Origin of the sequence: Pseudomonas sp. WS 5021 (assembly GCF_012985535.1) — a bacterium.
GTDB lineage: Bacteria > Pseudomonadota > Gammaproteobacteria > Pseudomonadales > Pseudomonadaceae > Aquipseudomonas.
Map to the genome: position 1 here is coordinate 204480 of NZ_JAAQWP010000007.1, position 26107 is coordinate 230586.

General features: G+C 61.4%; 26 protein-coding genes. 18 read left to right on the top strand and 8 right to left on the bottom strand.

The features are described 5' to 3' along the window. Positions 1 to 85 precede the first annotated feature (85 nt). Both HBO19_RS21905 and HBO19_RS21910 read right to left on the bottom strand, forming a co-directional pair. A complete protein-coding gene (locus HBO19_RS21905) occupies positions 86 to 589 on the bottom strand; it encodes a L,D-transpeptidase family protein (RefSeq protein ID WP_170058305.1) in 504 nt (167 codons plus the stop codon). Between the two features lie 35 nt (positions 590 to 624). Then, on the bottom strand, positions 625 to 1173 hold the full coding sequence (locus tag HBO19_RS21910) for an NUDIX hydrolase (RefSeq protein WP_170058306.1): 549 nt from the start codon (positions 1171 to 1173) through the stop codon (positions 625 to 627). Positions 1174 to 1319: 146 nt separating this feature from the next. Here HBO19_RS21910 and HBO19_RS21915 point away from each other — a divergent pair, with 146 nt between their 5' ends. The 5 genes from HBO19_RS21915 to purT all read left to right on the top strand — a co-directional run bounded on the left by HBO19_RS21915 (position 1320) and on the right by purT (position 4559). Further along, positions 1320 to 1922 (top strand): CoA pyrophosphatase, encoded by a 603-nt coding sequence (locus HBO19_RS21915; RefSeq protein WP_029296164.1) that lies wholly within the window; start codon positions 1320 to 1322, stop codon positions 1920 to 1922. Positions 1923 to 1957: 35 nt separating this feature from the next. Further along, a complete protein-coding gene (locus HBO19_RS21920; protein WP_170058307.1) occupies positions 1958 to 2482 on the top strand; it encodes a gamma carbonic anhydrase family protein in 525 nt (174 codons plus the stop codon). Then, on the top strand, positions 2479 to 2694 hold the full coding sequence (locus HBO19_RS21925) for a DUF1289 domain-containing protein (protein ID WP_057437987.1): 216 nt from the start codon (positions 2479 to 2481) through the stop codon (positions 2692 to 2694). The genes HBO19_RS21920 and HBO19_RS21925 overlap by 4 nt, the downstream gene beginning before the upstream one ends. Before the next feature lie 146 nt (positions 2695 to 2840). Continuing rightward, positions 2841 to 3308 carry a VUT family protein gene (locus tag HBO19_RS21930; protein WP_169956637.1) on the top strand — a complete coding sequence of 156 codons (468 nt, stop codon included), beginning with the start codon at positions 2841 to 2843 and terminating at the stop codon, positions 3306 to 3308. A gap of 69 nt (positions 3309 to 3377) precedes the next feature. Then, entirely contained in the window at positions 3378 to 4559 is a 1182-nt protein-coding gene (gene purT / locus HBO19_RS21935; RefSeq protein WP_076962107.1) for a formate-dependent phosphoribosylglycinamide formyltransferase, read from the top strand. 78 nt (positions 4560 to 4637) lie between these two features. On the opposite strand, the gene HBO19_RS21940 is transcribed toward purT, so the two are convergent. The 3 genes from HBO19_RS21940 to ccsA form a co-directional block, all read right to left on the bottom strand. Next, positions 4638 to 5948 (bottom strand): MFS transporter, encoded by a 1311-nt coding sequence (locus tag HBO19_RS21940; RefSeq protein ID WP_169878379.1) that lies wholly within the window; start codon positions 5946 to 5948, stop codon positions 4638 to 4640. Positions 5949 to 6300: 352 nt separating this feature from the next. Continuing rightward, on the bottom strand, positions 6301 to 7539 hold the full coding sequence (locus HBO19_RS21945) for a transporter associated domain-containing protein (protein ID WP_170058308.1): 1239 nt from the start codon (positions 7537 to 7539) through the stop codon (positions 6301 to 6303). A 12-nt stretch (positions 7540 to 7551) separates the two neighbouring features. Then, complete coding sequence (gene ccsA / locus HBO19_RS21950) at positions 7552 to 8355, bottom strand: cytochrome c biogenesis protein CcsA (protein WP_169866826.1); 804 nt, start codon at positions 8353 to 8355, stop codon at positions 7552 to 7554. 243 nt (positions 8356 to 8598) lie between these two features. On the opposite strand from ccsA, the gene ffh reads away from it, so the two are divergent. The 12 genes from ffh to HBO19_RS22010 all read left to right on the top strand — a co-directional run bounded on the left by ffh (position 8599) and on the right by HBO19_RS22010 (position 22618). Next, complete coding sequence (gene ffh, locus HBO19_RS21955) at positions 8599 to 9975, top strand: signal recognition particle protein (RefSeq protein WP_029296179.1); 1377 nt, start codon at positions 8599 to 8601, stop codon at positions 9973 to 9975. Between the two features lie 250 nt (positions 9976 to 10225). Beyond that, positions 10226 to 10477 carry a 30S ribosomal protein S16 gene (rpsP, locus tag HBO19_RS21960; protein ID WP_003175899.1) on the top strand — a complete coding sequence of 84 codons (252 nt, stop codon included), beginning with the start codon at positions 10226 to 10228 and terminating at the stop codon, positions 10475 to 10477. Between the two features lie 5 nt (positions 10478 to 10482). Beyond that, a complete protein-coding gene (rimM, locus tag HBO19_RS21965; RefSeq protein ID WP_010565276.1) occupies positions 10483 to 11019 on the top strand; it encodes a ribosome maturation factor RimM in 537 nt (178 codons plus the stop codon). After that, on the top strand, positions 11001 to 11774 hold the full coding sequence (trmD, locus tag HBO19_RS21970; protein ID WP_170058309.1) for a tRNA (guanosine(37)-N1)-methyltransferase TrmD: 774 nt from the start codon (positions 11001 to 11003) through the stop codon (positions 11772 to 11774). Before rimM ends, trmD begins: the two co-directional genes overlap by 19 nt. Before the next feature lie 45 nt (positions 11775 to 11819). Beyond that, positions 11820 to 12170 carry a 50S ribosomal protein L19 gene (gene rplS, locus HBO19_RS21975; RefSeq protein WP_003175895.1) on the top strand — a complete coding sequence of 117 codons (351 nt, stop codon included), beginning with the start codon at positions 11820 to 11822 and terminating at the stop codon, positions 12168 to 12170. A gap of 82 nt (positions 12171 to 12252) precedes the next feature. Next, on the top strand, positions 12253 to 12666 hold the full coding sequence (locus tag HBO19_RS21980; RefSeq protein ID WP_057437995.1) for an acyl-CoA thioesterase: 414 nt from the start codon (positions 12253 to 12255) through the stop codon (positions 12664 to 12666). A gap of 138 nt (positions 12667 to 12804) precedes the next feature. After that, on the top strand, positions 12805 to 13701 hold the full coding sequence (xerD, locus tag HBO19_RS21985) for a site-specific tyrosine recombinase XerD (protein WP_169955682.1): 897 nt from the start codon (positions 12805 to 12807) through the stop codon (positions 13699 to 13701). 141 nt (positions 13702 to 13842) lie between these two features. Beyond that, positions 13843 to 14574: a bifunctional protein-disulfide isomerase/oxidoreductase DsbC gene (gene dsbC / locus HBO19_RS21990; RefSeq protein WP_170058310.1), complete on the top strand. Its 732-nt coding sequence runs from the start codon at positions 13843 to 13845 to the stop codon at positions 14572 to 14574. A 127-nt stretch (positions 14575 to 14701) separates the two neighbouring features. Further along, entirely contained in the window at positions 14702 to 16006 is a 1305-nt protein-coding gene (locus tag HBO19_RS21995; RefSeq protein WP_029296281.1) for a homoserine dehydrogenase, read from the top strand. A gap of 66 nt (positions 16007 to 16072) precedes the next feature. Further along, entirely contained in the window at positions 16073 to 17482 is a 1410-nt protein-coding gene (gene thrC, locus HBO19_RS22000) for a threonine synthase (RefSeq protein ID WP_170058311.1), read from the top strand. A 291-nt stretch (positions 17483 to 17773) separates the two neighbouring features. Further along, positions 17774 to 21316: a transporter substrate-binding domain-containing protein gene (locus HBO19_RS22005; protein WP_170058383.1), complete on the top strand. Its 3543-nt coding sequence runs from the start codon at positions 17774 to 17776 to the stop codon at positions 21314 to 21316. 72 nt (positions 21317 to 21388) lie between these two features. Next, positions 21389 to 22618, top strand: coding sequence for an EAL domain-containing response regulator (locus HBO19_RS22010; RefSeq protein ID WP_169955685.1), 1230 nt, complete (start codon positions 21389 to 21391; stop codon positions 22616 to 22618). Positions 22619 to 22645: 27 nt separating this feature from the next. On the opposite strand, the gene HBO19_RS22015 is transcribed toward HBO19_RS22010, so the two are convergent. Then, a complete protein-coding gene (locus HBO19_RS22015) occupies positions 22646 to 23308 on the bottom strand; it encodes a response regulator transcription factor (RefSeq protein WP_169955686.1) in 663 nt (220 codons plus the stop codon). A gap of 193 nt (positions 23309 to 23501) precedes the next feature. On the opposite strand from HBO19_RS22015, the gene HBO19_RS22020 reads away from it, so the two are divergent. Further along, the gene (locus tag HBO19_RS22020) at positions 23502 to 23786 is read left to right on the top strand and encodes a DUF3509 domain-containing protein (RefSeq protein WP_169955687.1); all 285 of its coding nucleotides are present in this window, start codon (positions 23502 to 23504) and stop codon (positions 23784 to 23786) included. A 170-nt stretch (positions 23787 to 23956) separates the two neighbouring features. On the opposite strand, the gene HBO19_RS22025 is transcribed toward HBO19_RS22020, so the two are convergent. Both HBO19_RS22025 and HBO19_RS22030 read right to left on the bottom strand, forming a co-directional pair. Beyond that, positions 23957 to 24841: a TIGR02285 family protein gene (locus HBO19_RS22025; RefSeq protein ID WP_170058312.1), complete on the bottom strand. Its 885-nt coding sequence runs from the start codon at positions 24839 to 24841 to the stop codon at positions 23957 to 23959. Between the two features lie 25 nt (positions 24842 to 24866). Next, a complete protein-coding gene (locus tag HBO19_RS22030; protein ID WP_169955689.1) occupies positions 24867 to 26066 on the bottom strand; it encodes a CaiB/BaiF CoA-transferase family protein in 1200 nt (399 codons plus the stop codon). Positions 26067 to 26107: the final 41 nt, after the last annotated feature.

The following is a 26107-nucleotide window of genomic DNA, read 5'->3' on the forward strand; positions in this document are numbered from 1 at the left end:
CAGCCCCTGTCGGTGAAATGGTATTCATCGACAGGGGCTGTAGGAGAGGTAGATTTTTTTTGAATTATTTTACCAACGGTCGAGGTTACGGACGGATCTCGATCATCGTGCCGTCCTTGACCAGGTTCCACACTTCGCGCATGTCGACATTGCGCATGCCGATGCAGCCGTCGGTCCAGTCCAGGGTGTGGAACCACTGTTCCGGGTAATCCTCACTGTCTGGCGTGCCGTGGATCATGATCATGCTGCCGGGCTTGACCCCTTCGCGGCGGGCGCGGGCGGCATCGCTGATATTGGGGTAGGAGATATGCATCGACAGGTTGAAGCGGTCGCTGGTCTTGCGCCAGTCGATCCAGTAGAAGCCTTCTGGCGTGCGACGGTCGCCTTCGATCAGCTTGTGGCCCTTGGGGTTCTTGCCCAGGGAAATGCGGTAGGTCTTCAGCGGTTTGCCATCGTTGATCAGTTGCAACTGGTGCGCGGACTTGAGTACCAGGATCTTCTCGACGGGTTTACCGCCCAGGGTTTGCAGGGTGGTGGCGCACGACAGCGTGGCGAACGACAGGCAGAGCAGAGCAAGCAACCAACGCATTGAAGCGATATCCCTTTGAAGGTGACCTTCGATTGTTATTTTGCAGGCTGAGTCAAGGGTGGCACCGATTCGCTGCGCACGGGAAACACCTGTTGCCGACGGTCGGCAAAAAAGCATTCTAAGGTACGCCTGACCGTGCGGAAAGCCAGCTCGGACCAAGGGATGTCCGCCTCATCGAACAGCCGGACTTCCAGGCTCTCGGGGCCGGCGGCAAAGTCCAGGTCGACCAGTTCGGCGCGGTAGAAGATGTGCACCTGGCTGATGTGCGGTACGTCGATCAGCGTGTAGATACTCAGGTTGCGCACCCTGGCGCAGGCTTCCTCGAGGGTTTCGCGCAGGGCGCCCTGTTCGACGGTCTCGCCGTTTTCCATAAAGCCTGCAGGCAGGGTCCAGTAGCCCAGGCGCGGCTCGATGGCGCGCCGGCATAACAGCACCTGATTGCCCCAGACGGGCAGGGTGCCGGCGACGATATTGGGATTCTGATAGTGAATGGTCTGACAGTGGTCGCACACATAACGCAGGCGTGTATCGCCTTCGGGAATGCGCTGGGTGACCGGTTTACCGCACTGGCTGCAGAAGTTCATGCTTGGGTTCCTGGGGACTGCGCCTATCTTGGCGTGCAGGGCAGTGGCCTGCAAGTTGTCGTTTAGCGACACCGCCGGGGTTTTGGGGTTGGGCACCCGTACGCTTTGGTGCATGATGCAAGGTAGCCAACAGATCGAGATGACTCATGCTGGACGAGCTACTTCGCCGGGTAAGCAATCACACGCCACGCACGCTGGAAACTGACGGACGTTTCCCCGAGGCCGCGGTGCTGGTGCCGATTACCCGCAGTGACGAACCCGAGCTGATCCTGACCCTGCGTGCCAGCGGCCTGTCGACCCATGGCGGCGAAGTGGCGTTCCCGGGTGGGCGCCGCGACCCCGAAGACCCCGACCTGGTGTTCACCGCGTTGCGCGAGGCCGAAGAAGAAATCGGCCTGCCACCGGGCCTGGTGGAAGTGATCGGGCCCTTGAGCCCCCTGATCTCCCTGCACGGCATCCGCGTGACCCCCTATGTGGGGGTGATCCCCGATTACGTCGAGTACCTGGCCAACGACGCCGAAATTGCCGCCGTGTTCAGCGTGCCCCTGGAGTTTTTCCGCCAGGACCCGCGCGAGCACACCCATCGCATCGATTACCAGGGCCGCAGTTGGTATGTGCCCAGCTATCGGTTTGGTGAATACAAGATCTGGGGCCTGACGGCGATCATGATCGTCGAGTTGATCAACCTGCTCTATGATGATGCCGACATCAGCCTGCATCGCCCGCCAAAAAGCTTTATCAATACTTAAGCCATCGTTTGAATGGCAAGCCGTGAGGGAAGACCATGAATTACCGCCTGGGCGATGCCCGTGTCGAGACCCATCCACACAGCTGGGTGGCTCCCAATGCCACGCTGGTAGGCAAGGTCAAGCTCGAGGAGGGCGCCAACGTCTGGTTCAACGCGGTGTTGCGTGGCGACAACGAGCTGATCCTGATCGGCAAGAACAGCAACGTGCAGGACGGCAGCGTGATGCACACCGACATGGGCTACCCGCTGACCCTGGGCACCGGTGTGACGGTTGGGCATAACGCCATGCTGCATGGCTGCACCGTCGGCGACTACAGCCTGATTGGCATCAATGCGGTGATCCTCAACGGCGCCAAGATTGGCCGGCACTGCATCATCGGCGCCAATTCGTTGATCGGCGAAGGCAAGGAAATCCCCGATGGCTCGCTGGTAATGGGCTCGCCTGGCAAGGTGGTACGGGAGTTGACCGAGCAGCAGAAGAGGATGCTTGAAGCCAGTGCTGCGCACTATGTGCACAACGCCCAGCGCTATGCCCGTGATCTGGTCGAGCAGCCGGAATGAACCCGGTTGAACGCCCCGTCGCCTCGCCCTGCGTGAGCATTTGTGCGCTGGATGACGACGATATCTGCACCGGTTGTCAGCGCAATGTCGACGAAATCACCCGTTGGAGCCGCATGGACAACGCCGAGCGCCGGGTGGTGCTGGGGCTGTGTCATGAGCGGGCGAAGGCCAGTGGGGTGTTGTGGATGATTCCCGGAAAGTCTGGCGCCTGAACCACCGCTATCGCAGGCAAGCCAGCTCCCACATTGGAATGCATTTCAACAGGTGGGAGCGGGCTTGCTCGCGATGAGGCCCGCCCAGACGACATATTTCTAAATGTGCAGTACCCTGTGCCCCTTGCCCACAGGTCCCTCGCCCCATGCTCTTCCTGATCGCCTATATCAGCAGCGTCGTGCTGATCAACTTCGCCTTTTCCACCGCCCCGCACCTGGATGTCATCTGGTCCGCCTGGGGTGGCCTGGTGTTTATCCTGCGGGACATGGTGCAAACGCGCTTCGGCCACGGGGCGATCATCGCCATGCTCGCGGCGCTGGCGCTGTCCTATATCACCTCCGATCCGTCCATCGCCCTGGCCAGCGCCACGGCGTTCGCGGTGTCCGAGTGCATCGACTGGCTGGTCTTCAGCATCACCAAGCGCCCGTTGCACGACCGGCTGTGGATAAGTTCGGCACTGAGCATTCCCCTCGATACCTTTATCTTTTTTGGCCTGATCGGCGCGTTGACGCCCGCTGTGGTCGGCACCGCCCTGGCCTCGAAATTTGCCGGGGTCACCGTGGTGTGGCTGGCCATGGCCTGGCGTTTGCGGCGCCAGCGTGTCGCTAACTGAGGCCAATGCCCGCCGTTCATGTAAAATGCCGGCCTTTCTCCCCCTGATCCGCTCCCCTGAGGACCTGAGATGACCCGAATCGGAACTCCATTGTCGCCAACCGCGACCCGCGTATTGATGTGTGGCTGCGGTGAGCTGGGCAAGGAAGTGGTAATCGAACTGCAACGCCTGGGCGTTGAAGTGATTGCCGTGGATCGCTACGCCAACGCGCCGGCCATGCAGGTGGCGCATCGCAGCCACGTGATCAATATGCTCGACGGCGCGGCCCTGCGTGCGGTGATCGAGGCGGAAAAACCGCACTTCATCGTCCCGGAAATCGAAGCCATCGCCACCGGCACCCTGGTGGAGCTGGAGGCTGAAGGCTTTACCGTGATCCCCACCGCCCGCGCGGCGCTGTTGACCATGAACCGTGAAGGCATTCGCCGCCTGGCCGCTGAAGAGCTGGACCTGCCGACTTCGCCGTACCACTTCGCCGACACCGTGGAAGACTATCGCAAGGCCGTCGAAGACCTGGGCTTCCCGTGCGTGGTCAAGCCGGTGATGAGTTCGTCGGGCAAGGGCCAAAGCCTGTTGCGCAGCGTCGATGACGTGCAGAAAGCCTGGGACTACGCCCAGGAAGGCGGCCGCGCCGGCAAGGGCCGGGTGATCATCGAAGGGTTTATCGACTTTGATTACGAAATCACCCTGCTGACCGTGCGTCACGTGGGTGGCACCACCTTCTGCGCGCCTGTGGGCCATCGTCAGGAGAAGGGTGACTATCAGGAGTCGTGGCAGCCCCAGGCCATGAGCCCGGCGGCCCTGGCTGAATCCGAGCGCGTCGCCAAAGCCGTGACCGAGGCCCTGGGTGGCCGTGGCCTGTTTGGTGTCGAGCTGTTTATCAAGGGCGACCAGGTGTGGTTCAGCGAAGTCTCGCCGCGCCCCCACGACACTGGCCTGGTGACCTTGATTTCCCAGGACTTGTCGCAGTTTGCCCTGCATGCGCGGGCGATCCTGGGCTTGCCGATTCCGTTGATCCGCCAGTTCGGGCCTTCGGCTTCGGCGGTGATCCTGGTGGAAGGGCAGTCGACCCAGACAGCGTTCGCCAACCTCGGCGCGGCCCTGAGCGAGCCGGACACGGCATTGCGTCTGTTCGGCAAGCCAGAAGTGAATGGCCAGCGCCGCATGGGCGTGGCGCTGGCGCGGGATGAGTCGATCGAGGCTGCCCGGGCCAAGGCTACCCGTGCTTCCCAGGCGGTGGTTGTAGAGCTGTAAAAGCATCGCGGGCAAGCCCGCTCCCACATTGGAATGCATTGCACATGTGGGAGCGGGCTTGCCCGCGATAGCGGTCTATCAGGCGACTTTATTCAAATCGTTATCCCGCGTCTCTTTCAGGCACAGCACCGCAATCAAGCTAAGCAACGCTGCCGCCGACACATACCCGCCGACATAACTCAGCCCACCCATCGCCACCAGTTTGGTCGCGAAAAACGGTGCGGCCGAAGCGCCAACGATCCCGCCCAGGTTATACGCCGCCGACGCCCCGGTATAACGCACGCGTGTCGGAAACAGTTCCGGCAACAGCGCCCCCATCGGCGCAAAGGTCACGCCCATCAGGAACAGTTCCAGGCACAGGAACAGCGCCACCGCCCAGGTCGAGCCATGGGTCAGCAACGGTTCCATGGTGAACCCTGAAAGAATCGCCAGCACCGCACCGACGATCAGCACCGGTTTGCGCCCATAACGGTCGCTGGCCAGGGCTGCCAGCGGGGTGGCCGCGCCCATGAACAGCACGGCAAAGCACAGCAGGGCGAGGAAGGTTTCGCGGCTGTAGCCCAGGGTGCTCACGCCGTAACTCAGGGAAAATGCCGTGGTGATGTAGAACAGCGCATAGCACACCACCATCGCCGCCGCGCCCAGCAGCACCTGCAACCAATGCTGGCTGAACAGCTCGACCAGCGGCACTTTCACCGGTTTTTCCTTGGCCACGGCGTTGGCGAACACTGGGGTTTCGTGCAGTTTGAGGCGTGCATACAGGCCCACCATCACCAGCGCGGCGCTGAGCAGGAACGGAATGCGCCAGCCCCAGCTGCGAAATTGCTCATCGTCCAGGTTCATCGCCAGGATCAGGAACAGCCCGTTGGCCGCCAAAAAGCCAATGGAAGGCCCCAGTTGCGGGAACATGCCGAACCAGGCGCGCTTGCCCTTGGGAGCGTTCTCGGTGGCCAGCAGTGCGGCGCCGCCCCATTCCCCACCCAGGCCAAGGCCCTGGCCGAAACGCAGCACGCACAGCAGGATCGGTGCCCAGGCGCCGATGCTGTCGTAACCCGGCAACAGGCCGATCAGGGTGGTGCACACGCCCATCAGCAGCAATGAGGCGACCAGCGTCGACTTGCGCCCGATCCGGTCTCCGAAATGGCCGAACAGCGCCGAGCCCAGGGGGCGGGCGATGAACGCGATACCGAAGGTCAGGAACGCCGCCAGCATCTGCGCGGTGCCGGAGCTTTGCGGGAAGAACACCGGGCCGATCACCAGCGCGGCGGCCGTGGCGTAGATATAGAAGTCGTAGAACTCGATGGCGGTGCCGATGATGCTCGCGGTCGCGACGCGGCTGGTCGAGTTGGTCGGGGCGGCGGGAGCGGCCTCGTTATAGGTGGTGCTCATTGAGGTATCCCTGATGGTCATTGCGCCTTTGGCGCGGATTATTATTGGTCTTGCACCCATGGATCAGGGCAGTGCGCGGAGTCGGCTCGGGATGGGAGCGAGTACCGGTCAGACACGATGACGCGGTGCCTGGACACGCTCAGTGCGGGTAGCACGCGGTCGGGCGGGGCTTGGGTAAGCGGGGTTGATTATAGGAAGGGCTTTGCGCTGCAAACAAGGGCTGGAGCGCGGTCTTTGGGGCTGGAAAGATCAAATGTGGGCTTGCCCGCGATCCTGGCGCGATGGTGTATCAGTGACACTGAGGTGATGCTATCGCGGGCAAGCCCGCTCCCACACAAGCCTGCTCTCGGATTTAGGTAGCAATCGGCGCTGAGCCGATATGCCAGATCAACACCTTGCTCACCCGGTTGTCTTCAGTTTCGAGGATTTCCAGGCGATAACGGCCGATCTTCACGCACACCGCGCAATCGGGAATGGTCTCCAGTGCTTCGGTCACCAGGCCGTTAAGGGTCTTGGGGCCGTCGCTGGGCAGGTGCCAGCCCAGGCATTTGTTCAGTTCGCGGATCGATACGGCGCCGTCAATCACGTAGCGGCCGTCTGGTTGGGGCTGGATCAGCGGGTTGTCCAGGCTCTGCTCGCTTTCGAATTCGCCGACGATCTCTTCCAGGATATCTTCCAGGGTGACGATGCCCAGCACTTCACCGTACTCGTCCACCACCATGCCCAGGCGGCGTTGTTGTTTGTGGAAATTCAGCAGTTGCAGTTGCAGCGGCGTGCTTTCCGGGACGAAGTACGGCTCGTGGCAGGCCGCGAGCAGGGCGTCCTTGGTCAGGCTGGCGTCGGGCAGCAGGTGCTGGATCTGCCGGGTGTTGAGCACCGCCTCGACCTGGTTGATATCACTGTGGAACACCGGCAGCCGCGTGCGCTGGGAGGTGCGCAGTTGTTCGATGATCTCTTCGATAGGGTCGTCGAGGTTAATGCCATCCACTTCGCTGCGCGGCACCAGGATGTCATTGACGGTGATGTTGTCCAGGGCGTGGATGCCCGGCATGCCTGACGTCGGGTCATCGTTCGCGTCTGACGCTTGCTCGTCGGACGGGTCGCTCTGTGGCTCGTCGCTTTTCTTGACGATCCCGGACTTGCGTGCGAAAGGGCGCAACAACAGCAGGCTGAGGCCATTGAGCACCCAGGCCAAGGGGTAGAGGATCTTCAGCGGCACGCCCAGCAGCGTATTGCCAAACCCCAGCACCGCCAGTGGGTAGCGGGTGGCGAGGGTGCGCGGCAGGTAATCGGCCAGCACCAGCAGCAGCCCGCTGGAGATCAGCCAGCCGAGCCAGGGACCGTTTTCGGCCCAGGCATGAAGCGCCAGCAGGGTGCAGAGAATCACTACCACCGCGCGGCATAAGGTATTGCACAGGATCAGGCTATTGCGCGGGAAGCTGAGGCGGGCGGCGGCCTTGTCGCCCTGGCGTGTACCGGGGCGCAGGGCCAGCAAATGGTGCTGGGCGGCTTCGATGGCGGTAAACAGCGCTGACCACAAGACCAGCAGCGCGACTACGGCGAGCATCGGCTCCAGGGGCAAATTGTCCATAATCGCTGCCCGTCAGATATGCAGGATGAATTCGCGAACCAGCTTGCTGCCGAAATACGCCAGCATCAGCAGGCAGAAACCGGCCAGGGTCCAGCGGATTGCCTTGTGCCCACGCCAACCCAGGCGATTGCGGCCCCACAGCAGTACGCTGAACACCACCCAGGCCAGGCATGCCAGCAGGGTCTTGTGCACCAGGTGCTGGGCGAACAGGTTCTCGACGAACAGCCAGCCGGAAATCAGCGACAGCGACAGCAGCGTCCAGCCGGCCCAGAGAAAGCCGAACAGCAGGCTTTCCATGGTCTGCAGCGGCGGGAAGTTCTTGATCAGCCCGGAAGGGTGCTTGTGTTTGAGCTGGTGGTCCTGCAAGAGCAGCAGCAATGCCTGGAACACGGCGATGGTAAACATGCCGTAGGCCAGGATCGACAACAGGATGTGCGCGAGGATGCCCGGCTCTTCATCAATTACCTGCACCGTGCCGGTGGGGGCGAATTGCGCCAGCAGCACCGTCAGCATGCCCAGGGGAAAGAGCAGCAACAGCAGGTTTTCCACCGGGATCCGCGCGCAGGCCAGCAGCGTCAAGGCGATGACCGCGGCGGCAATCAGGCTGGCGGCGCTGAAAAAATCCAGGCCCAGGCCCACTGGCGTCATCAGGTGGGTGAACAGGCTGGCAGCGTGGGCCACCAGGGCGAGCACGCCGAGGCCGGCCAGCAGGCGTTTGTCCGCCCTGGCGCGTTGGGCCAGGCGGGTGCCCTGATAGAGGGTCGCAGCGGCATACAAGAGTGCGGCGGCGAGACTGGGTAGCAAACTGGGTGACAAAGGGAGCATAAATCCTGTTAGGCAAGCCCGAAAGCCGATGAGTTTGGCACACACCTGCGTTCCACGAAAGACCACTGGGCCAGACAGCGGGTGTGCATGGCGGCAGTCTTCGCTATAATCCGCGACCTGCCCACGCCGCAGGCTCGCCGAGCGCTGTTTTTAATAGCGATTTATCACAGCCTGGGCCGCCATTACCTCGGTCTACCGATGCACTTCGATGAATAGGGCCTGAAAGGATCGCGCATGTTTGAAAACCTGACTGACCGTCTCTCGCAGACGCTGCGCCATGTCACCGGCAAGGCCAAGCTGACCGAGGACAATATTAAAGACACCCTGCGCGAAGTGCGCATGGCGTTGCTCGAAGCCGACGTTGCCTTGCCTGTGGTCAAGGATTTCGTCAACTCGGTCAAGGAGCGTGCGGTTGGCACTGAAGTGTCCCGCAGCCTGACGCCGGGCCAGGCCTTTGTGAAGGTCGTGCAGGCCGAACTCGAAAGCCTGATGGGCGCGGCCAACGAAGACCTGAACCTCAGCGCCGTGCCGCCGGCCGTTGTGCTGATGGCCGGTTTGCAGGGGGCGGGCAAGACCACCACCGCTGCCAAGCTGGCGCGCTTCCTTAAAGAGCGCAAGAAAAAGTCGGTGATGGTGGTGTCGGCCGACGTCTACCGTCCGGCCGCGATCAAGCAGTTGGAAATGCTCGCCGGGGAAATCGGCGTGACCTTCTTCCCGTCCGACCTGAGCCAGAAGCCGGTCGACATTGCCAACGCTGCTATTAAAGAAGCCAAGCTCAAATTCATCGACGTGGTGATCGTCGATACCGCCGGTCGCCTGCACATCGATGAAGAGATGATGGGCGAGATCAAGGCGCTGCATGCTGCGATCAACCCGGTAGAAACCCTGTTCGTGGTCGACGCCATGACCGGCCAGGATGCGGCCAACACCGCCAAGGCCTTTGGTGATGCGCTGCCTTTGACTGGCGTGATCCTGACCAAGGTCGACGGTGATGCCCGTGGCGGTGCCGCACTGTCGGTGCGCGCAATTACCGGCAAGCCGATCAAGTTCATCGGCATGGGCGAGAAGACCGAAGCGCTTGAGCCGTTCCACCCGGAGCGGATCGCCTCGCGGATCCTCGGCATGGGCGACGTGCTCAGCCTGATCGAGCAGGCTGAACAAACCCTCGACAAGGACAAGGCCGACAAACTGGCCAAGAAGCTGAAGAAGGGCAAGGGCTTCGACCTCGAAGACTTCCGTGATCAGCTGCAACAGATGAAGAACATGGGCGGCCTCGGCGGCCTGATGGACAAGCTGCCGAACATCGGTGGTGTGAACCTGGCGCAAATGGGCAATGCCCAGGGCGCGGCAGAGAAGCAGTTCAAGCAGATGGAAGCCATCATCAACTCCATGACCCCGGCCGAGCGCCGTGACCCTGAGCTGATCAGCGGTTCGCGCAAACGTCGGATTGCCATGGGTTCCGGCACCCAGGTGCAGGACATCGGTCGCTTGATCAAGCAGCACAAGCAGATGCAAAAGATGATGAAGAAATTCTCGGCCAAAGGCGGCATGGCCAAAATGATGCGTGGCATGGGAGGTATGATGCCCGGTCGTGGCATGCCGAAGATGTAAAGAATTCGCGCAAGAGTTCGCTCTTGCGCAGACCCACAGGGATGTGGGATCTCCAGCAAACCCGCCGTTGGCGGGAGCTGACTCGCCGTTTTAACCGACGGCTCTATAGCAGATCTGAATGGCACGCGGTCAGGCGCCGGAAAAAGACATTTGCAAAAGTCCGGATATTCCTTAGAATATGCGGCCTTTCGGGCACCCATGCCCGCTGTGCATTTAGATTTGCAGCACCGACTACAGGAACGATGTTCACATGCTAACAATCCGTCTTGCCCTTGGCGGCTCCAAAAAGCGCCCGTTTTACCACTTGACCGTAACCGACAGCCGCAACCCGCGTGACGGTTCGCACAAGGAACAGGTTGGTTTCTTCAACCCTGTTGCTCGTGGTCAAGAAGTTCGTCTGTCCGTGAACCAAGAGCGCGTAGCCTACTGGCTGAGCGTTGGTGCACAGCCATCCGAGCGTGTTGCCAAGTTGTTGAAGGACTCGGCTAAGGCCGCAGCCTGAGCAATATGAACGCGACGCCAGCTGTTGCTGATGATTTGATCGTTATCGGCAAGATTTACTCTGTTCATGGCGTTCGCGGCGAAGTGAAGGTGTATTCCTTTACTGATCCGACTGAAAACCTGTTGCAGTACAAGACCTGGACGCTCAAGCGCGAAGGTAGTGTGAAACAGGTCGAGCTGGTCAGTGGACGCGGGAACGACAAGTTCCTGGTCGCAAAGCTCAAGGGTCTCGATGATCGTGAAGAAGCGCGTCTTCTGGCCGGTTATGAGATCTGTGTGCCGCGCAACCTGTTCCCTGAATTGACCGATGGCGAGTACTACTGGTACCAGCTGGAAGGTCTGAAGGTTATTGATCAACTCGGGCAATTGCTCGGGAAAATCGATCATCTTCTGGAAACCGGCGCCAATGATGTAATGGTGGTCAAGCCTTGCGCTGGCAGCCTGGATGATCGCGAACGCCTGTTGCCGTATACCGAGCAATGCGTGTTGGCCGTCGACCTGGCAGCGGGCGAGATGAAGGTGGAATGGGACGCGGACTTCTAAGCGTGGCTAATTTGCGCATTGAAGTGATCAGTTTGTTTCCCGAGATGTTTTCCGCCATCAGCGAGTACGGCATCACCAGTCGGGCGGTGAAACAAGGGCTCTTGCAGCTTACTTGTTGGAACCCGCGAGACTACACGACGGATCGACATCACACTGTGGATGATCGCCCTTTTGGCGGTGGCCCGGGCATGGTGATGAAGATCAAGCCCCTGGAAGACGCCCTGGTTCAGGCCAAGGCAGCAGCAGGGGAGAAGGCGAAGGTAATTTACCTGTCCCCTCAAGGCCGCCAGCTGAAACAGGCTGCGGTACGCGAACTGGCGAATGAGGAAACACTGATCCTGATTGCCGGTCGCTATGAAGGCATTGACGAGCGTTTTATTGAAGCTCATGTCGATGAAGAGTGGTCGATTGGGGACTATGTCCTGTCTGGCGGTGAGCTGCCGGCGATGGTCCTGATAGATGCGGTTACACGACTGCTGCCTGGAGCTTTAGGGCATGCGGACTCCGCGGAGGAAGATTCCTTCACGGATGGTTTGCTGGATTGCCCGCACTACACCCGACCGGAGGTGTATGCGGATCAGCGTGTTCCCGACGTGTTGCTAAGTGGCAATCACGCACACATCCGGCGTTGGCGTTTACAGCAGTCCCTTGGTCGGACCTATGAACGACGCGCCGATCTTCTGGAAAGCCGCTCGCTTTCTGGAGAAGAGAAGAAGCTGCTCGAGGAATACATCCTCGCGCGGGACGATAGTTAACAACGTATCGATGGTAGATCCGACGATTTACCTTAGGAGCACAGCATGACTAACAAAATCATCCTTGCACTCGAAGCAGAGCAGATGACCAAAGAGATCCCTACCTTTGCCCCGGGCGACACCATTGTCGTTCAGGTGAAAGTGAAGGAAGGCGACCGTTCGCGTCTGCAAGCGTTCGAAGGCGTAGTAATCGCCAAGCGTAACCGTGGTGTGAACAGTGCTTTCACTGTTCGTAAAATCTCCAACGGTGTTGGCGTAGAGCGTACTTTCCAGACCTACAGCCCGCAAATCGACAGCATGGCCGTTAAACGTCGCGGTGACGTACGTAAAGCCAAGCTGTACTACCTGCGTGACCTGTCCGGTAAAGCAGCTCGCATCAAGGAAAAACTGGCTTAAGTCCAGCTTCCCGATGCAGAAAAAAGCAGCCTACGGGCTGCTTTTTTGTGCCTGAAATTTGCCCATTGCCCGGAACCCGTTCATGACCACCCGCCTCGAAGAAATCCAGCGCCGCACCGACCTGTCCGTGACCCACGTCACCAAGGCCGTATTCCCGCCGACCACCAACCACCACAACACCCTGTTTGGCGGCACTGCGTTGGCCTGGATGGACGAAGTGTCGTTCATCACCGCCACGCGTTTTTGCCGTTTGCCGCTGGTGACGGTGTCTACCGATCGTATCGACTTCAATCACGCGATACCGGCCGGTTCCATCGTCGAACTGATTGGCCGCGTGATCAAGGTTGGCAACACCAGCCTCAAGGTGGAAGTGGAAGTATTTGTCGAGAGCATGAGTGCCGATGGCCGCGAGAAGGCGATCCAGGGTGTGTTCAGCTTTGTCGCAATTGATGACGATAAGCGGCCGGTGCCGGTGTTGCCTGGGTTTGTGGATTGACCCGTAGGAGCCGGCTTGCCGGCGATGAGGACCGCAGCAACACCGCAGTACGTGAGACCGCCATCGCCGGCAAGCCGGCTCCTACATAGAGCGCGGCTGCGATAGGATCTACCCATTCTTTTCTCCGTTCGAGCGCCCATGCCCGCCATTGACCACCCCCTGATCGACCGCTTCCTCGACGCCCTCTGGCTGGAAAAAGGCCTGTCGGACAACACTCGCCAGTCCTACCGCAGCGACCTGGCCCTGTTCAATGGCTGGTTGCTGGAGAAAAACCTCGAACTGAGCCATGCCGGGCGCGAGTTGATTCTCGATCACCTGGCCTGGCGTCTTGAGCAAAACTACAAGCCGCGCTCCACTGCACGATTCCTCTCGGGAGTGCGTGGGTTTTATCGCTATTTGCTGCGGGAAAAGCTGATTGCTGTCGATCCGACCCTGCAAGTCGATATGCCGCAGCTCGGCAGGCCGTTGCCCAAGTCCTTGTCAGAAGCCGACGTCGAGGCCCTGCTGGCCGCGCCCGACCTGAGCGAAGCCATCGGCCAGCGTGACCGCGCCATGCTGGAAGTCTTATATGCCTGCGGCCTGCGCGTCACCGAGCTGATCAGCCTGACCCTGGAGCAGGTCAACCTGCGCCAGGGCGTGTTGCGGGTGATGGGCAAGGGCAGCAAGGAGCGCCTGGTACCCATGGGTGAAGAGGCGATCGTGTGGGTCGAGCGCTACATGCGCGATGCCCGCAGCGAGTTGCTCGGCGGGCGCCCCAGTGACGTGCTGTTTCCCAGCCTGCGCGGCGAACAGATGACCCGCCAGACCTTCTGGCATCGCATCAAGCACCAGGCCAAGGTGGCCGGGATCGGCAAGTCGCTGTCCCCCCATACCCTGCGCCATGCATTTGCCACCCATCTGCTCAACCATGGCGCGGATTTGCGCGTGGTGCAGATGTTGCTGGGCCACAGCGACCTGTCGACCACGCAGATTTATACCCACGTGGCGCGCGCAAGGTTGCAGGACCTGCATGCCAAACATCACCCGAGGGGCTGACAGGCCCCAATTTGGCCGTCGGCGTCTGCCCTGGCGCCCAATTGTGGTAGGCTTTGCCGGTTTGCAAAGGGGACGGTCCCGAGCCGTGTTTCCAGATCGGCGTCCTGGCCTTCGTCCCTGCATCTGCCTTCAGGAGTTCCCATGCGCTTGACCCAGATTTTTGCCGCCGCAGCCATTGCGTTGGTCTCAACCTTTGCCGTCGCCGATGACGCCGCCGAGAAGACAATCCGTAAGAGTCTGGAAAGCCTCCAACTCGAAACTCCGGTCGAAAGCATCAGCGCCAGCCCCATGGCCGGCCTGTATGAAGTCAAGCTCAAGGGCAGCCGCGTGCTGTATGCCAGCGCCGACGGCCAGTACATCGTCCAGGGCTACCTGTTCCAATTGAAAGACGGCAAGCCGGTCAACCTCACCGAGAAGGCCGAGCGCCTGGGCGTGTCCAAGTTGATCAACGCCATCCCGGTTGCCGAAACCGTGGTGTACCCGGCCATTGGCGAGACCAAGACCCACATCACCGTGTTCACCGACACCACCTGCCCGTACTGCCACAAGCTGCACGCCGAAGTGCCTGAGCTGAACAAGATGGGCGTCGAAGTGCGCTACGTCGCGTTCCCGCGCCAGGGCCTGGGTTCGCCGGGTGACAAGCAGTTGCAGGCGGTGTGGTGCTCGGCTGACAAAAAAGGCGCCATGGACAAGATGGTCGACGGCAAGGACATCAAGGCTGCTGCCTGTGCCAACCCGGTCTCCAAGCAGTTCAACCTGGGCCAGTCGATTGGCGTGAACGGTACGCCGGCCATCGTCTTGGCTGACGGCCAGGTCATTCCGGGCTACCAGCCGGCCCCACAAATCGCCAAACTGGCGCTGGGTGCCAAATAAACAGTATCGTCGAGCCTTTGACGGTCAGACCCGCCGACCCGTCGGCGGGTCATTAATAGCGAGCCGCAGTTGTGCGGCTGTTTTTCACGGCCGACCTTGAGTCGGCCGTTTCATGGGGAGTTCTTCAGTGAAACCGGTCAAAGTAGGCATCTGTGGGTTAGGGACCGTCGGTGGCGGCACCTTGAACGTACTTCAGCGTAATGCTGAGGAAATTTCCCGCCGTGCAGGGCGTGGGATTGAAGTGGCACAAATTGCCATGCGTACGCCAAAGCCTCAGTACCAAACGACCGGTATTGCGATTACCAACGATGTCTTCGACGTGGCCACAAACCCTGAAATCGATATCGTCATCGAACTGGTCGGCGGCTACACCGTCGCCCGTGAGTTGGTGCTCAAGGCCATCGAAAACGGCAAGCACGTGGTTACCGCCAACAAGGCGCTGATTGCCGTGCATGGCAACGAAATCTTCGCCAAGGCCCGCGAGAAGGGCGTGATCGTGGCGTTCGAAGCCGCAGTCGCTGGCGGTATCCCGGTGATCAAGGCGATCCGCGAAGGCCTGTCGGCCAACCGTATCAACTGGGTGGCCGGCATCATCAATGGCACCGGTAACTTCATCCTTACCGAAATGCGCGAGAAGGGCCGTACCTTCGAAGACGTGCTGGCCGAGGCCCAGGCCCTGGGTTACGCCGAAGCCGACCCGACGTTTGACGTGGAAGGCATCGACGCAGCGCACAAGCTGACCATCCTGGCGTCCATCGCCTTTGGGATCCCGCTGCAGTTCGACAAGGCCTACACCGAAGGCATCACCAAGCTGACCACCGCCGACGTGAACTACGCCGAAGCCCTGGGCTACCGCATCAAGCACCTGGGCGTGGCGCGCAGCACCGCTGCCGGTATCGAATTGCGCGTGCACCCGACCCTGATCCCGGCCGACCGCCTGATCGCCAACGTCAATGGCGTGATGAACGCGGTGATGGTCAATGGTGATGCGGCCGGTTCGACCCTGTTCTACGGCGCTGGCGCCGGCATGGAACCCACCGCTTCGTCGGTGATCGCCGACCTGGTGGACGTGGTCCGCGCCATGACCAGCGACCCGGAAAACCGCGTGCCGCACCTGGCGTTCCAGCCGGATTCGCTGTCGGCCCACCCGATCCTGCCGATCGAAGCCTGCGAAAGCTCCTACTACCTGCGGATCCAGGCCAAGGATCATCCAGGCGTGTTGGCCCAGGTGGCCAGCATCCTCTCGGAGCGTGGCATCAATATTGAGTCGATCATGCAGAAGGAAGTCGAAGAACACGACGGCCTGGTGCCCATGATCCTACTGACCCACCGGGTGCTGGAACAGCACATGAACGATGCCATCGCCGCCCTGGAAGCCTTGCAAGGCGTGGTCGGGCCGGTGGTACGGATCCGTGTCGAACACCTGAACTAACGATAGGTTGCAGAGGCCCCGCAGGTTCGGCGGCCTCTGTTCAAGAATGTTGTAGAGGAGCCAGTCATGCGTTACATCAGCACCCGCGGCCAGGCACCGGCCCTGAATTTCGAAGACGTCCTGCTCGCAGGCCTCGCCACTGACGGCGGCCTGTACGTGCCGGAAAACCTGCCACGCTTCACCCAGGAAGAAATCGCCTCCTGGGCCGGCCTGCCATACCACGAGTTGGCGTTCCGGGTCATGCGCCCGTTCGTCACCGGCAGCATCCCCGATGCTGACTTCAAGAAGATCCTCGAAGAAACCTACGGCGTGTTTTCCCACAACGCCATCGCCCCGCTGCGCCAGTTGAACGGCAACGAATGGGTGCTGGAGCTGTTCCACGGCCCGACCCTGGCGTTCAAGGATTTTGCCCTGCAATTGCTCGGCCGCCTGCTGGACTACGTGCTGGAGAAACGCGGCGAGCGCGTGGTGATCATCGGTGCCACCTCCGGTGATACCGGCTCGGCGGCCATCGAAGGCTGCAAGCACTGCGAAAACGTCGACATCTTCATCCTGCACCCGCACAACCGTGTATCGGACGTGCAGCGCCGGCAGATGACCACCATCTTTGGCGAGAACATCCACAACATCGCGGTCGAAGGCAACTTCGACGACTGCCAGGAAATGGTCAAGGCCAGCTTTGCTGACCAGAGCTTCCTTAAAGGCACGCGCCTGGTTGCGGTGAACTCGATCAACTGGGCGCGGATCATGGCCCAGATCGTCTACTACTTCCACGCATCGCTGCAGTTGGGCGGGCCGGCGCGTTCGGTGTCGTTCTCGGTGCCGACCGGCAACTTCGGCGATATCTTCGCCGGCTACCTGGCGCGCAACATGGGCCTGCCGATCAACCAGTTGATCGTCGCCACCAACCGCAACGACATCCTGCACCGCTTCATGAGCGGCAACCAGTACGTCAAGGAAACCCTGCACGCGACCTTGTCGCCGTCGATGGACATCATGGTCTCGTCGAACTTCGAACGCCTGCTGTTCGACATGCACGGTCGTAACGGCGCGGCCCTGGCCGGCCTGATGGACAGCTTCAAGCAGGGTGGCGGTTTCAGCGTCGATCAGGAGCGCTGGACCGAGACCCGCAAGCTGTTCGACTCCCTGGCCGTGGACGATGCCCAGACCTGCGAGACCATCGCTGAAGTCTATGCCCAGACCGGCGAGCTGCTGGACCCGCACACCGCCATTGGCGTCAAGGCCGCGCGCGAATGCCGGCGCAGCCTGGATATCCCGATGGTGATCCTCGGCACGGCCCACCCGGTGAAATTCCCTGAGGCGGTGCAGAAGGCCGGTGTCGGCAAGGCTCTGGAACTGCCGCCGCACCTGGCTGACCTGTTTGAGCGGGAAGAGCGTTGCACGGTATTGCCTAATGATCTGACGGCTATTCAGGCGTTCGTCAGCCAGCATGGCAATCGTGGTAAGCCGCTCTGAGTCTTGGCTGACTCAATGTTGTTTGCTTGAAAAAACGGCGTTTACCCCGTGATGGGAAACGTCGTTTTTATTTGGGGTACATCGCTCACCGAAGCACCAATGTGGGAGCGGGCTTGCTCGCGATAGCCGTGTGCCAGGCGCAGTATGTGCTGGCTGACCCGCCGCAATCGCGAGCAAGCCCGCTCCCACAGGGGGTGTCGCTTGGTGTAAGGCTATGCTGTGTGCGCAATAACCAACAAGGAAACCCCCACGGTGCGGTTCACGACCCGATGGCGCCAGTGCCTCCTGAGCATGCTCTTGCTCGGTCATCTGCCTGCAAGCCTGGCCGCCGTCAGCCTGCCGTTCAACCTGGTGCCGGCGTTTATCACCCTGGCGCCCATGCCCCTGGCACCCGCCGAGCAGCAATGGCTGGCGCAGCATCCCAGCTTGAAAGTGGGGATCTCCATCGATGATTACCAACCCATCGATATCACCCGTGATCACAATCGCTACCAGGGCATCAGCGCCGACTACCTGAGCCTGGTGGGCGCGCGGCTTGGCGTGCCGATGCAAGTGATGGGTTTTGCCGAGCGGGCCCAGGCCGTGGAAGCGTTGCGCAGCGGGGCTATCGATATCCTCACCAGTGCCAACGGCTACGAGCGGGATGTGCCTGGCCTGGCCTTTACCCCGGACTATATGCCGGACCGTTCAGTGGTGGTGGTGCGCACTGACGAGGCCATGCAAGACGACCTCAAGGGCAAGAAAGTTGTGTTGCTTGATGGTTACGCCAACGTCAAGAACGTGCATGCGGCGTACCCGCAAAGCCATATCATGCTCGCGCCCAACCTCTACAGCGGCCTGGAGGCCTTGGCCCAGGGCGATGTGGATGCGTTTATCGGCAATGAAGTGATCGTGCGCGCCTACAAGTCCCTGCGGCCTTACCTGGGTATGCAGATCAAGGAGCAGAGCCGCCTGGCGCCGATTGGCTTTGCCTTCGCCACGCGCCACGCCGACCCCTTGTTGGGCCGCATGCTGGACCGCGCGCTGCACAGCATCGATGACTCGGTCCGCCGCGAAATCCTCGCCCGCTGGACCACCGGCCTGGGGGTGGACGTTGACGGTGAGCGCATCCCCCTGACCGCCGCCGAGCAGGCCTGGATGCTGCGCCATCCCCAGGTGCTGGTGGCGGCCCAGCAATATTCGCCGTATGTATTCAAGGACAAGGACGGCCGCTGGGTCGGGCTGAACGTAGATCTGCTTAATCGCCTGTCGCGCATGACCGGTTTGCAGTTCGTCCTCGAGGAAGTGTTTTCCACCGCACAAACCCTTGAGCTCTTGGAAAACCACGCGGCGGACATGAGTACCACCCTGGTGGAAAACACCGAGCGCCGGCGCTTTCTGGATTTCAGCCATGGGTTTGGCGGCGCCGGCTGGGTGTTCGTCGAGCGGGCCGATGCACCGCCGGTGATCAACCTGCGACAGCTCTCGGGCAGGGTCTTGGCGCTGCCCGCGCGGCATGTGCTGGAGGCTTATATCCGCCGCGAATATCCGACGATCCGCCTGCGCCTGGTGCCCAACTACACCGAGGCCCGCGCCCTGGTGGCCCGGGGAGACGCCGCCGCGACCATCCAGAGTGAAGTGGAAGTGCAGAGCTACCCGGCCGATGAATTGCGGGCCGGTCGCAGCGTCGATGGCAAGTGGTCCAGTGACAGCCTGGCGGTGCGCAAGGACCATCCCGAGCTGCTGAGTATTTTGAACAAGGCCCTGGAAGCCTTGCCGGTGGCCGAGTTGAGTGCCCTGCGCCTGCGCTGGATGGGCGCGGTGGCGGTGCCGGTGCCGGCCTGGCAGCGTGTGCCATCGTGGGCCTACTGGACGGTCGCCACGGCGCTGCTGTTTGTGCTGGTGTCGCTGGTCTGGAACAGCCGGCTCAAGCGCCAGATCCGCCAGCGCGTCGAGGCCGAGCGGCGGCTCAATGACCAGTTGGCCTTCAAGCGGGCCTTGCTCGACGGTATCCCCAACCCGGTATTTGTGCGCGACCTCGCTGGCCGCCTGGTCACCTGCAACAAAAGCTATGAACAACAGTTGGCCACCCGGTTAGACCAGATTCGCGGCCTGACCCTGCCGCAGAGCGCAGTGCTGCCCGCCGCCACGGCCTTGCGCCTGCATACCGGGCACATGGAGCAACTGGCCACGCAGCAGTCGCTGTTTATCGACCGCCAGCTGGAGTTCAATGGCGGCATCGCCCATGTCTATCAATGGACCGTGCCGTTTTATGATGCCCAGGGCCAGTTGCAGGGGCTGCTCGGCGGTTGGGTCGACATCAACGAGCGCAAGGTCCTGGAAACCCAGTTGATGGATGCGCGGCGCGCCGCCGATGAAGCGAACTTCGCCAAGAGTGCCTTTGTGTCGAACCTCAGCCATGAGATCCGCACGCCGATGACGGCGATTATCGGCCTGCTGGAACTGGAGCAGGAACGCGCCCTGGCCTCGGGCGCACCCGTCTCCGAGGCGCTGCAGGTGGCCCATCGTTCGGCGCGGGAGTTGATTGCCTTGATGGGCGATAGCCTGGACCTGGCGAAGATCGAAGCCGGCCACCTGCAACTGGCGCCACAGACCACCGACCTGAAAGGGTTCTTCGAGGGCATCCAGCGGCTGTTTGAAGCCACGGCGCAGAAAAAGGGCCTACACCTGACCCTGGCTTTCGATCCCCAGGCGCAAGGCTTTTACTGGTTCGACCCGCTGCGCCTGCGCCAGGTCATGCATAACCTTTTGGGCAATGCGCTCAAGTTCACGCAGCACGGAGAAGTGCGCGTGCGTGTCGCCTGCCAGTTGGATGGCGAGGGGCATGAATACTTGCACCTGTGCGTCGAGGACACGGGCCCCGGTATCGGCGTCGACCAGCAGGCGCGGGTGTTCAAGCCGTTTATCCAGGGCAGCCCGCTGACGGCAGCCGAACATGGCGGTACCGGCTTGGGCTTGAGCATCTGCCAACAACTGGTGGACTTGATGGGCGGGCAAATCACCCTGCACAGCGTCCTGGGCGAAGGCACCACCGTGTGTATCGACCTGCGCCTGGACCGGGTCGGCAGTGACGACCTGCCCGCGCCGGTGGCCGCAGCGTCTTTGCTGCCGGCAGATCGGGCATTGTCGGTGTTGATTGTCGACGACCTGTCGGCCAACCGCCTGGTGCTGGCCCAGCAGTTGCAGTTCCTCGGGCACCAGGTGGTGGCCGTGCACAGTGCCGAGGCGGCGTTGCAGCGCTGGCGCAGCGAGGCGTTCGATGTGCTGGTGACCGATTGTCATATGCCGGGCATGTCCGGTTTTGCCCTGGCCGAGGCCATTCGCCAGATAGAGGCCCAGGAGCAGCGCCCGCGCTGTGCGTTGGTCGGTTGCACCGCCGATGCCCAGGAAGACGAGGGCCAGCGCGGCCAGCGGGCGGGCATGGATGCGCTGCTGGTCAAGCCGGTGACCCTGGAGCAGTGGAACCAGGTGCTGGCCCGGGTCACGGCGGTGCCTGCCTTCGACTTGCAGGCCCTGCGCAAGATGACCCAGGCCGACGGTCCGATCCTGCAAAGCATGTTGCAGGAGTTGGCCAATAACCTTGAGCACGAGCACCACCTGTTGGGCCACGCCATGGCCGAACACGACTTGGCGCAATTGCGGGCCAGCCTGCACCGCCTCAAGGGCATTTGTTGCCTGGTGGATGCGCTGCCATTGGCCAAGGCCTGTATTGCCCTGGAAAGCAGTGCGCGCGAGTACCGTGAGGATGAGTTGGCGCAGCGCTGGCAAAATGTTTGCGTGGCCATACGGGTGTTGCAGGAGCAAATCCGGCCATATCTGAACAGGCAAGAATAGGACGCGTCCTATGGGGTCTTGTCGCAGTTTTGGCTAATGTGCAGCATCTTGCACGCAGCCCCAGAGTTTTCCATGCGCTCACTCAAAGTCCTGATTCTCGAAGATCACCCGTTCCAGCTGATGGCCCTGCACCAGATGCTCAACGCCAACGGCGTGTTCAACGTGCTGACGGCCGAAAGCGTCGAGGTCGCCCGCCAGTCGCTGGCGAGCAAGGGGCCGGTGGATATCGCCATCTGCGATCTGTACCTGGAGCATGGCGACTCACTGGGGCTGATTCGTGAAATGGCCGAGCAGAGCCAGGCCCAGGTGCTGGTCCTGTTGAGCGATGCCGATCCCGATGTGCTCGAAGGCGTGGCGAGCATGGCGCGCCAGGCGGGGCTCAACGTGTTGGGGTGCATGCCCAAACCGGCTTCTGCCACGGCCATCGGGCAAATGCTCGATGCCTGCCGGCAACGCTTGCGGCCTAGCCCGCACGCATTGTCCTGGGAGCGCGTGCACCAGATGCTGGGGGTTAGTGAATTCGCGACCGAGAAACTCTGCGCCGAGGTCGGCGAGGCGGCCATCGAGCGTTACGCCAGTGTCTGCTACCAGCCCATTGTCAACCAGGCCGGTGATCTGCAAGGCGTGGAGGCATTGGCCCGCTGGCAAGACCCGGAGCATGGCCAGTTGATGCCCAGCGAGTTTCTGCCGCTGCTGGAGTTGGCGGGGCTAGAACAGGCCTTTACCTGGTACGTGCTGGATCAGGTGTTGCGTCTTTGCGCCCAGGTGACCCGGGACACAGGTCGGGAACTGCCGGTATCGGTCAACATTCCCGGGCGGCTGCTGGAGCAGGAGCATTTCGCGCTTACGCTGCAAGGCCTGCTGCAACGCTTTGCCGTACCCGCGCGCAACCTGACCCTGGAGCTGGTGGAAACCTCGCGCCTGAAGACCGACAGCGCCCATGTCACCGGTTTGCTGCGCCTGCGGATGATCGGCTGCAAGTTGTCGATTGGTGATTTCGGCATCGGCGGAACCAGCTTGCAGCGTTTGCTGGAGTTGCCGTTCACCGAGCTGAAGATTCCCCCGGTATTTGCCAGTGGGATGGCGGGTGACGAGCGCAAATGCGCGGTGGTTGCCGGGGCCATGAGCATGGCCCAGCACCTGGGCGTCGGCGTGGTCGTGACCGGAATCGAAACCCCCGGCGACCGCGACGCCGTGCGCGCGCTGGGGCCGGCCTGGCTGCAGGGTTGCCTGATTGCCCATCCGATGAGTGCCCAGATGTTGCAACACTGGCTCGCCCAGTCCGCCGCGATAGCCCTGTAGGCGTTGGCTTGCCGGTGCCTACACAATCTAGGCCAGCCCATGTTCCTGCACGTAGATAAACAGCGCAGCATCACTGATCAGCCCCAGTTTGCGCATGGCACTGACCTTCTGTGTGCTGACCGTCTGCTTGCTGCGATTGAGGTGCGCGGCAATCTCGCCCACCGTCTTACCCCCCGCCAGTAGGCGGATCACTTCCAGTTCCCGGGGGGATAGCTGGTCCTGCGAATGCAGGCGATCAGCCCCCACGGCGCCGGCCAGGGCCAGCGCCTGCTCAATGGTACGCGCCACATAGGGCCGCTGCTGGCGCACCTGGTCGATAGCTTCGGGCAACTCGTCGGCCAGGCTGGCCTTGCTCAACAGGCCCATGACCCCCAGTTCCAGGATCGAGTGAAACAGCCCCGCATTGTTGAGCATGGTCACCACCACTATGGGCAGGTCGGGGTAATGCCGGCGCAGGTGTTCGATCAGGCGCAGGCCGTCGGCCTGGGGTTCGGCGGGCATCATGAAGTCGGTGACCAGTACATCGCAGGGGCGGTCTTGCAGCAGGGCGGCCAGGGCCTGGGGCGAGTTGGCCTCACCGACGATGCGCACCTGGGCGTCGCGCTCCAGCACTGCGCGCAAACCGATCAGGAAAATCGGATGATCGTCGGCTATGACAATGCGCAGGGGCAGTTCAGACGCGTCTCTCACGGTGGACTCCGGCAATAATCAGGGGATTCTAGCCTGTCGGCGGCTATTTTCTCTCTGTCATATTTGCCATGCATGCTCGATAAGCTCAGCTCAAGGGCGAACTTTGTGCTTTTGGCGTAGGTCACTTACCTGTAGGAGCGAGCGTGCTCCTACAGTGGTTATTTATTTTTCTCATGATTGAGTGGTGATCGAGATGGAAAGTATCAGCCTATTGCTCGGCGAAGCGCTGAGCCCTTATCAGGTCACGCTGACTGCCTCGGGTGTACACGGCGAATGCCTGGTGACGGTGAAGAGCCCGACGGGCGCGATCATGGTCGAACGCGAAGTGGATCGCGCACAACTGACCGACAAGCGAGCCCTGGTGGACGTGGTGGACTGCCTGCATCGCGACCTGAAAATCGCCGAAGGGCGCCTGGAACCTTCGGTGATCGCGGCCTTGCGCAACGCCGCCCAGGCGCGCGCTCCCGCCCAGGCATGAAGAAATTTTTATCTTTGGAACCTTCCTACAGGAAGGCGAGTCAGACCTTGTAACAGCAGGATCAAGCATTGTGCTCCGGTGCTTGTAGCTTGTTGTACTGGTCTTTGTAGGCCACGTTTAACCCCGAGTTGTCTCCCCACTGCTCGGGGTTTCTTTTTGCCAAAAATTTATCAGGGCGGCGGTGTTTCGCTGAAAAACCTCGGGTTGTCCTTGAGGTATTGCTCGCGCATCAGCGGGTCCAGTCTGTTGGCGTAGGACTCAAGTAGCGCCGCCTGGGGAATATTCTGCAATTCGCGGTTGATATGGCTAATGGCCTGGCGCCCCTGCGGGGTGTTCGAGCAGCCGATATGGATCCGTTGATAGCGCGTCGTGCCCTTGATCGGATAGAACATCAGGTCTTGTGGATCAATATCCTGTTGCGCTGCCTGATAGCGGATTTCCGTCCAGTAGCCCAACACGGCTTCCAGCCGCCCCAGGCGCTGCATCTGCAGCAAACTGCCCAGGGCATCGTTGCCGTAGTGTGGGGCCAGTTCGAGTGGGTCGGCGTGGATCAACTGTTCGTCAATCCCGGGGCCGTAGCTACGCTCGGCGACGATCCCAAGACGTGTCTGTCGCGCATCGAGAAACCTCGCCAGGTCGAACTGGCCCTCAACCACATAGCTTGCCAGGGCGTCCTGTCGGTTACGGCGAATCGCGATGCCATTGCTCAACACGGCAAACGTCGGTGTGGAAAAGACAATGTTCCTGGCTCGCGCGGGTGTCCATACCAGCGATGGATCGCAGGTGAAGGAGGGCGCATTGAGCATTTGCATGCCACGGGCGCGGTTAACGTGCAGGATCTGGTGGCGATACTGCGGCAGGCGCTCGATCAACAACGGTAGCAGTTTATCGACGCTGCCCTGGCCCTTTTGCGGACCATCGAAAATGGTCATCGGCGGCAGGTCGCGCACCAGCCAGGTCAAGGTGTCCTGTGCCTGGCCGGATAGCGGCCACATCCCAAGCAGCGGGGCGATGAGCCATAGGCGCCGCAGCGCCATGATGAAACGGCCGGCCATTATCTTGCGCATGCTCCGAGCGGCATCAGATCGCGCCATCCTTGCGCAAGCGGGCCACGGCGCTGCTGTCGTAGCCCAGAGTTTGCAGGATCACGGCATTGTGCTCGCCCAACTGCGGCCCGACCCACTCGCAACTGCCTGGGGTGTCGGAAAGCTTGGGTACGATGCCGGGCATCTTGAAATCCTTGCCGTCGGGCAACTGGGCCTTGAGGAACATTTCCCGGGCCAGGAATTGCGGGTCGCCCAGCATATCTTCGGCGCTATAGATCCGGCTGGCAGGCACTTGGGCCAGGTTCAACTGCTCCACCACCTGTTCCAGTGGCAAGCTGTTGACCCAGCGGTCGATCACGCCGTACAACTCGTCGCGCCGGGTATCGCGGCCATCGTTGCTGGCCAGTTGCGGGTCATTGGCCAGGTCCTCCCGGCCAATGGTCAGCATGAAGCGCTTGAAGATTGCATCGCCATTGGCGCCAATCTGCACATGCTTGCCATCGGCGGTGGTATGGATCGACGACGGGGTGATGCCCGGCATGATGTTGCCGGTACGCTCGCGGATAAACCCGAACACATCGAACTCGGGGATCATGCTTTCCATCATCGCGAAGATCGCTTCATACAGCGCCACATCCACTACCTGGCCGAGACCACCGTTGACCTCGCGATGGCGCAGGGCCATCAGTGCGCCGATCACTGCCCACAGCGCCGCGATGGAGTCGCCGATGGAGATCCCCGTGCGCACCGGCGGGCGGTCCTCGAAACCGGTGATGTAGCGCAGGCCCCCCATGGATTCACCGACCGCGCCGAAGCCCGGTTGATCCTTCATCGGCCCGGTCTGGCCAAAGCCCGAGAGCCGCACCATCACCAGCTTGGGGTTGAGGGCGTGCAGGGTGTCCCAGTCCAGGCCAAGTTTTTCCAGGACGCCAGGGCGAAAATTTTCGATCAGGATGTCGGCGTCTGCCAGCAATTGCTTGAGGATCGCCAGGCCATCGGGGTGCTTGAGGTTCAGGGTCAGGGACTGTTTATTGCGCGCCTGGACAAACCACCACAGCGACGTGCCTTCATACAGCTTGCGCCATTTGCGCAGCGGGTCGCCGCCGTCGGGGGATTCGACCTTGATCACCTGGGCGCCGAACTCGGCGCAGATGCGCGAGGCGAACGGGCCGGCAATCAGGGTGCCCAGTTCGATGACTTTCAGGCCGGCAAGCGGTTTGGCGGTAAACGACATGAGGATCCTTACTAGCGCAGGAAGGTTTGTATTGCCTTTTA

Coding starts and splice junctions, on each gene's coding strand:
- HBO19_RS21930 (WP_169956637.1), top strand. CDS start 2,841: ATGCTCTTCCTGATCGCCTATATCAGCAGCGTCGTGCTGATCAACTTC.
- HBO19_RS22025 (WP_170058312.1), bottom strand. CDS start 24,841: ATGGCCGGCCGTTTCATCATGGCGCTGCGGCGCCTATGGCTCATCGCC.
- thrC (WP_170058311.1), top strand. CDS start 16,073: ATGCGTTACATCAGCACCCGCGGCCAGGCACCGGCCCTGAATTTCGAA.
- HBO19_RS21925 (WP_057437987.1), top strand. CDS start 2,479: ATGAACCCGGTTGAACGCCCCGTCGCCTCGCCCTGCGTGAGCATTTGT.
- HBO19_RS21945 (WP_170058308.1), bottom strand. CDS start 7,539: ATGGACAATTTGCCCCTGGAGCCGATGCTCGCCGTAGTCGCGCTGCTG.
- HBO19_RS22020 (WP_169955687.1), top strand. CDS start 23,502: ATGGAAAGTATCAGCCTATTGCTCGGCGAAGCGCTGAGCCCTTATCAG.
- HBO19_RS21905 (WP_170058305.1), bottom strand. CDS start 589: ATGCGTTGGTTGCTTGCTCTGCTCTGCCTGTCGTTCGCCACGCTGTCG.
- rpsP (WP_003175899.1), top strand. CDS start 10,226: ATGCTAACAATCCGTCTTGCCCTTGGCGGCTCCAAAAAGCGCCCGTTT.
- ffh (WP_029296179.1), top strand. CDS start 8,599: ATGTTTGAAAACCTGACTGACCGTCTCTCGCAGACGCTGCGCCATGTC.
- HBO19_RS21980 (WP_057437995.1), top strand. CDS start 12,253: ATGACCACCCGCCTCGAAGAAATCCAGCGCCGCACCGACCTGTCCGTG.
- rplS (WP_003175895.1), top strand. CDS start 11,820: ATGACTAACAAAATCATCCTTGCACTCGAAGCAGAGCAGATGACCAAA.
- HBO19_RS21940 (WP_169878379.1), bottom strand. CDS start 5,948: ATGAGCACCACCTATAACGAGGCCGCTCCCGCCGCCCCGACCAACTCG.
- HBO19_RS22010 (WP_169955685.1), top strand. CDS start 21,389: ATGCGCTCACTCAAAGTCCTGATTCTCGAAGATCACCCGTTCCAGCTG.
- HBO19_RS21915 (WP_029296164.1), top strand. CDS start 1,320: ATGCTGGACGAGCTACTTCGCCGGGTAAGCAATCACACGCCACGCACG.
- HBO19_RS22005 (WP_170058383.1), top strand. CDS start 17,774: ATGCTCTTGCTCGGTCATCTGCCTGCAAGCCTGGCCGCCGTCAGCCTG.
- rimM (WP_010565276.1), top strand. CDS start 10,483: ATGAACGCGACGCCAGCTGTTGCTGATGATTTGATCGTTATCGGCAAG.
- dsbC (WP_170058310.1), top strand. CDS start 13,843: ATGCGCTTGACCCAGATTTTTGCCGCCGCAGCCATTGCGTTGGTCTCA.
- trmD (WP_170058309.1), top strand. CDS start 11,001: ATGGGACGCGGACTTCTAAGCGTGGCTAATTTGCGCATTGAAGTGATC.
- xerD (WP_169955682.1), top strand. CDS start 12,805: ATGCCCGCCATTGACCACCCCCTGATCGACCGCTTCCTCGACGCCCTC.
- purT (WP_076962107.1), top strand. CDS start 3,378: ATGACCCGAATCGGAACTCCATTGTCGCCAACCGCGACCCGCGTATTG.
- HBO19_RS22030 (WP_169955689.1), bottom strand. CDS start 26,066: ATGTCGTTTACCGCCAAACCGCTTGCCGGCCTGAAAGTCATCGAACTG.
- HBO19_RS21920 (WP_170058307.1), top strand. CDS start 1,958: ATGAATTACCGCCTGGGCGATGCCCGTGTCGAGACCCATCCACACAGC.
- HBO19_RS21910 (WP_170058306.1), bottom strand. CDS start 1,173: ATGAACTTCTGCAGCCAGTGCGGTAAACCGGTCACCCAGCGCATTCCC.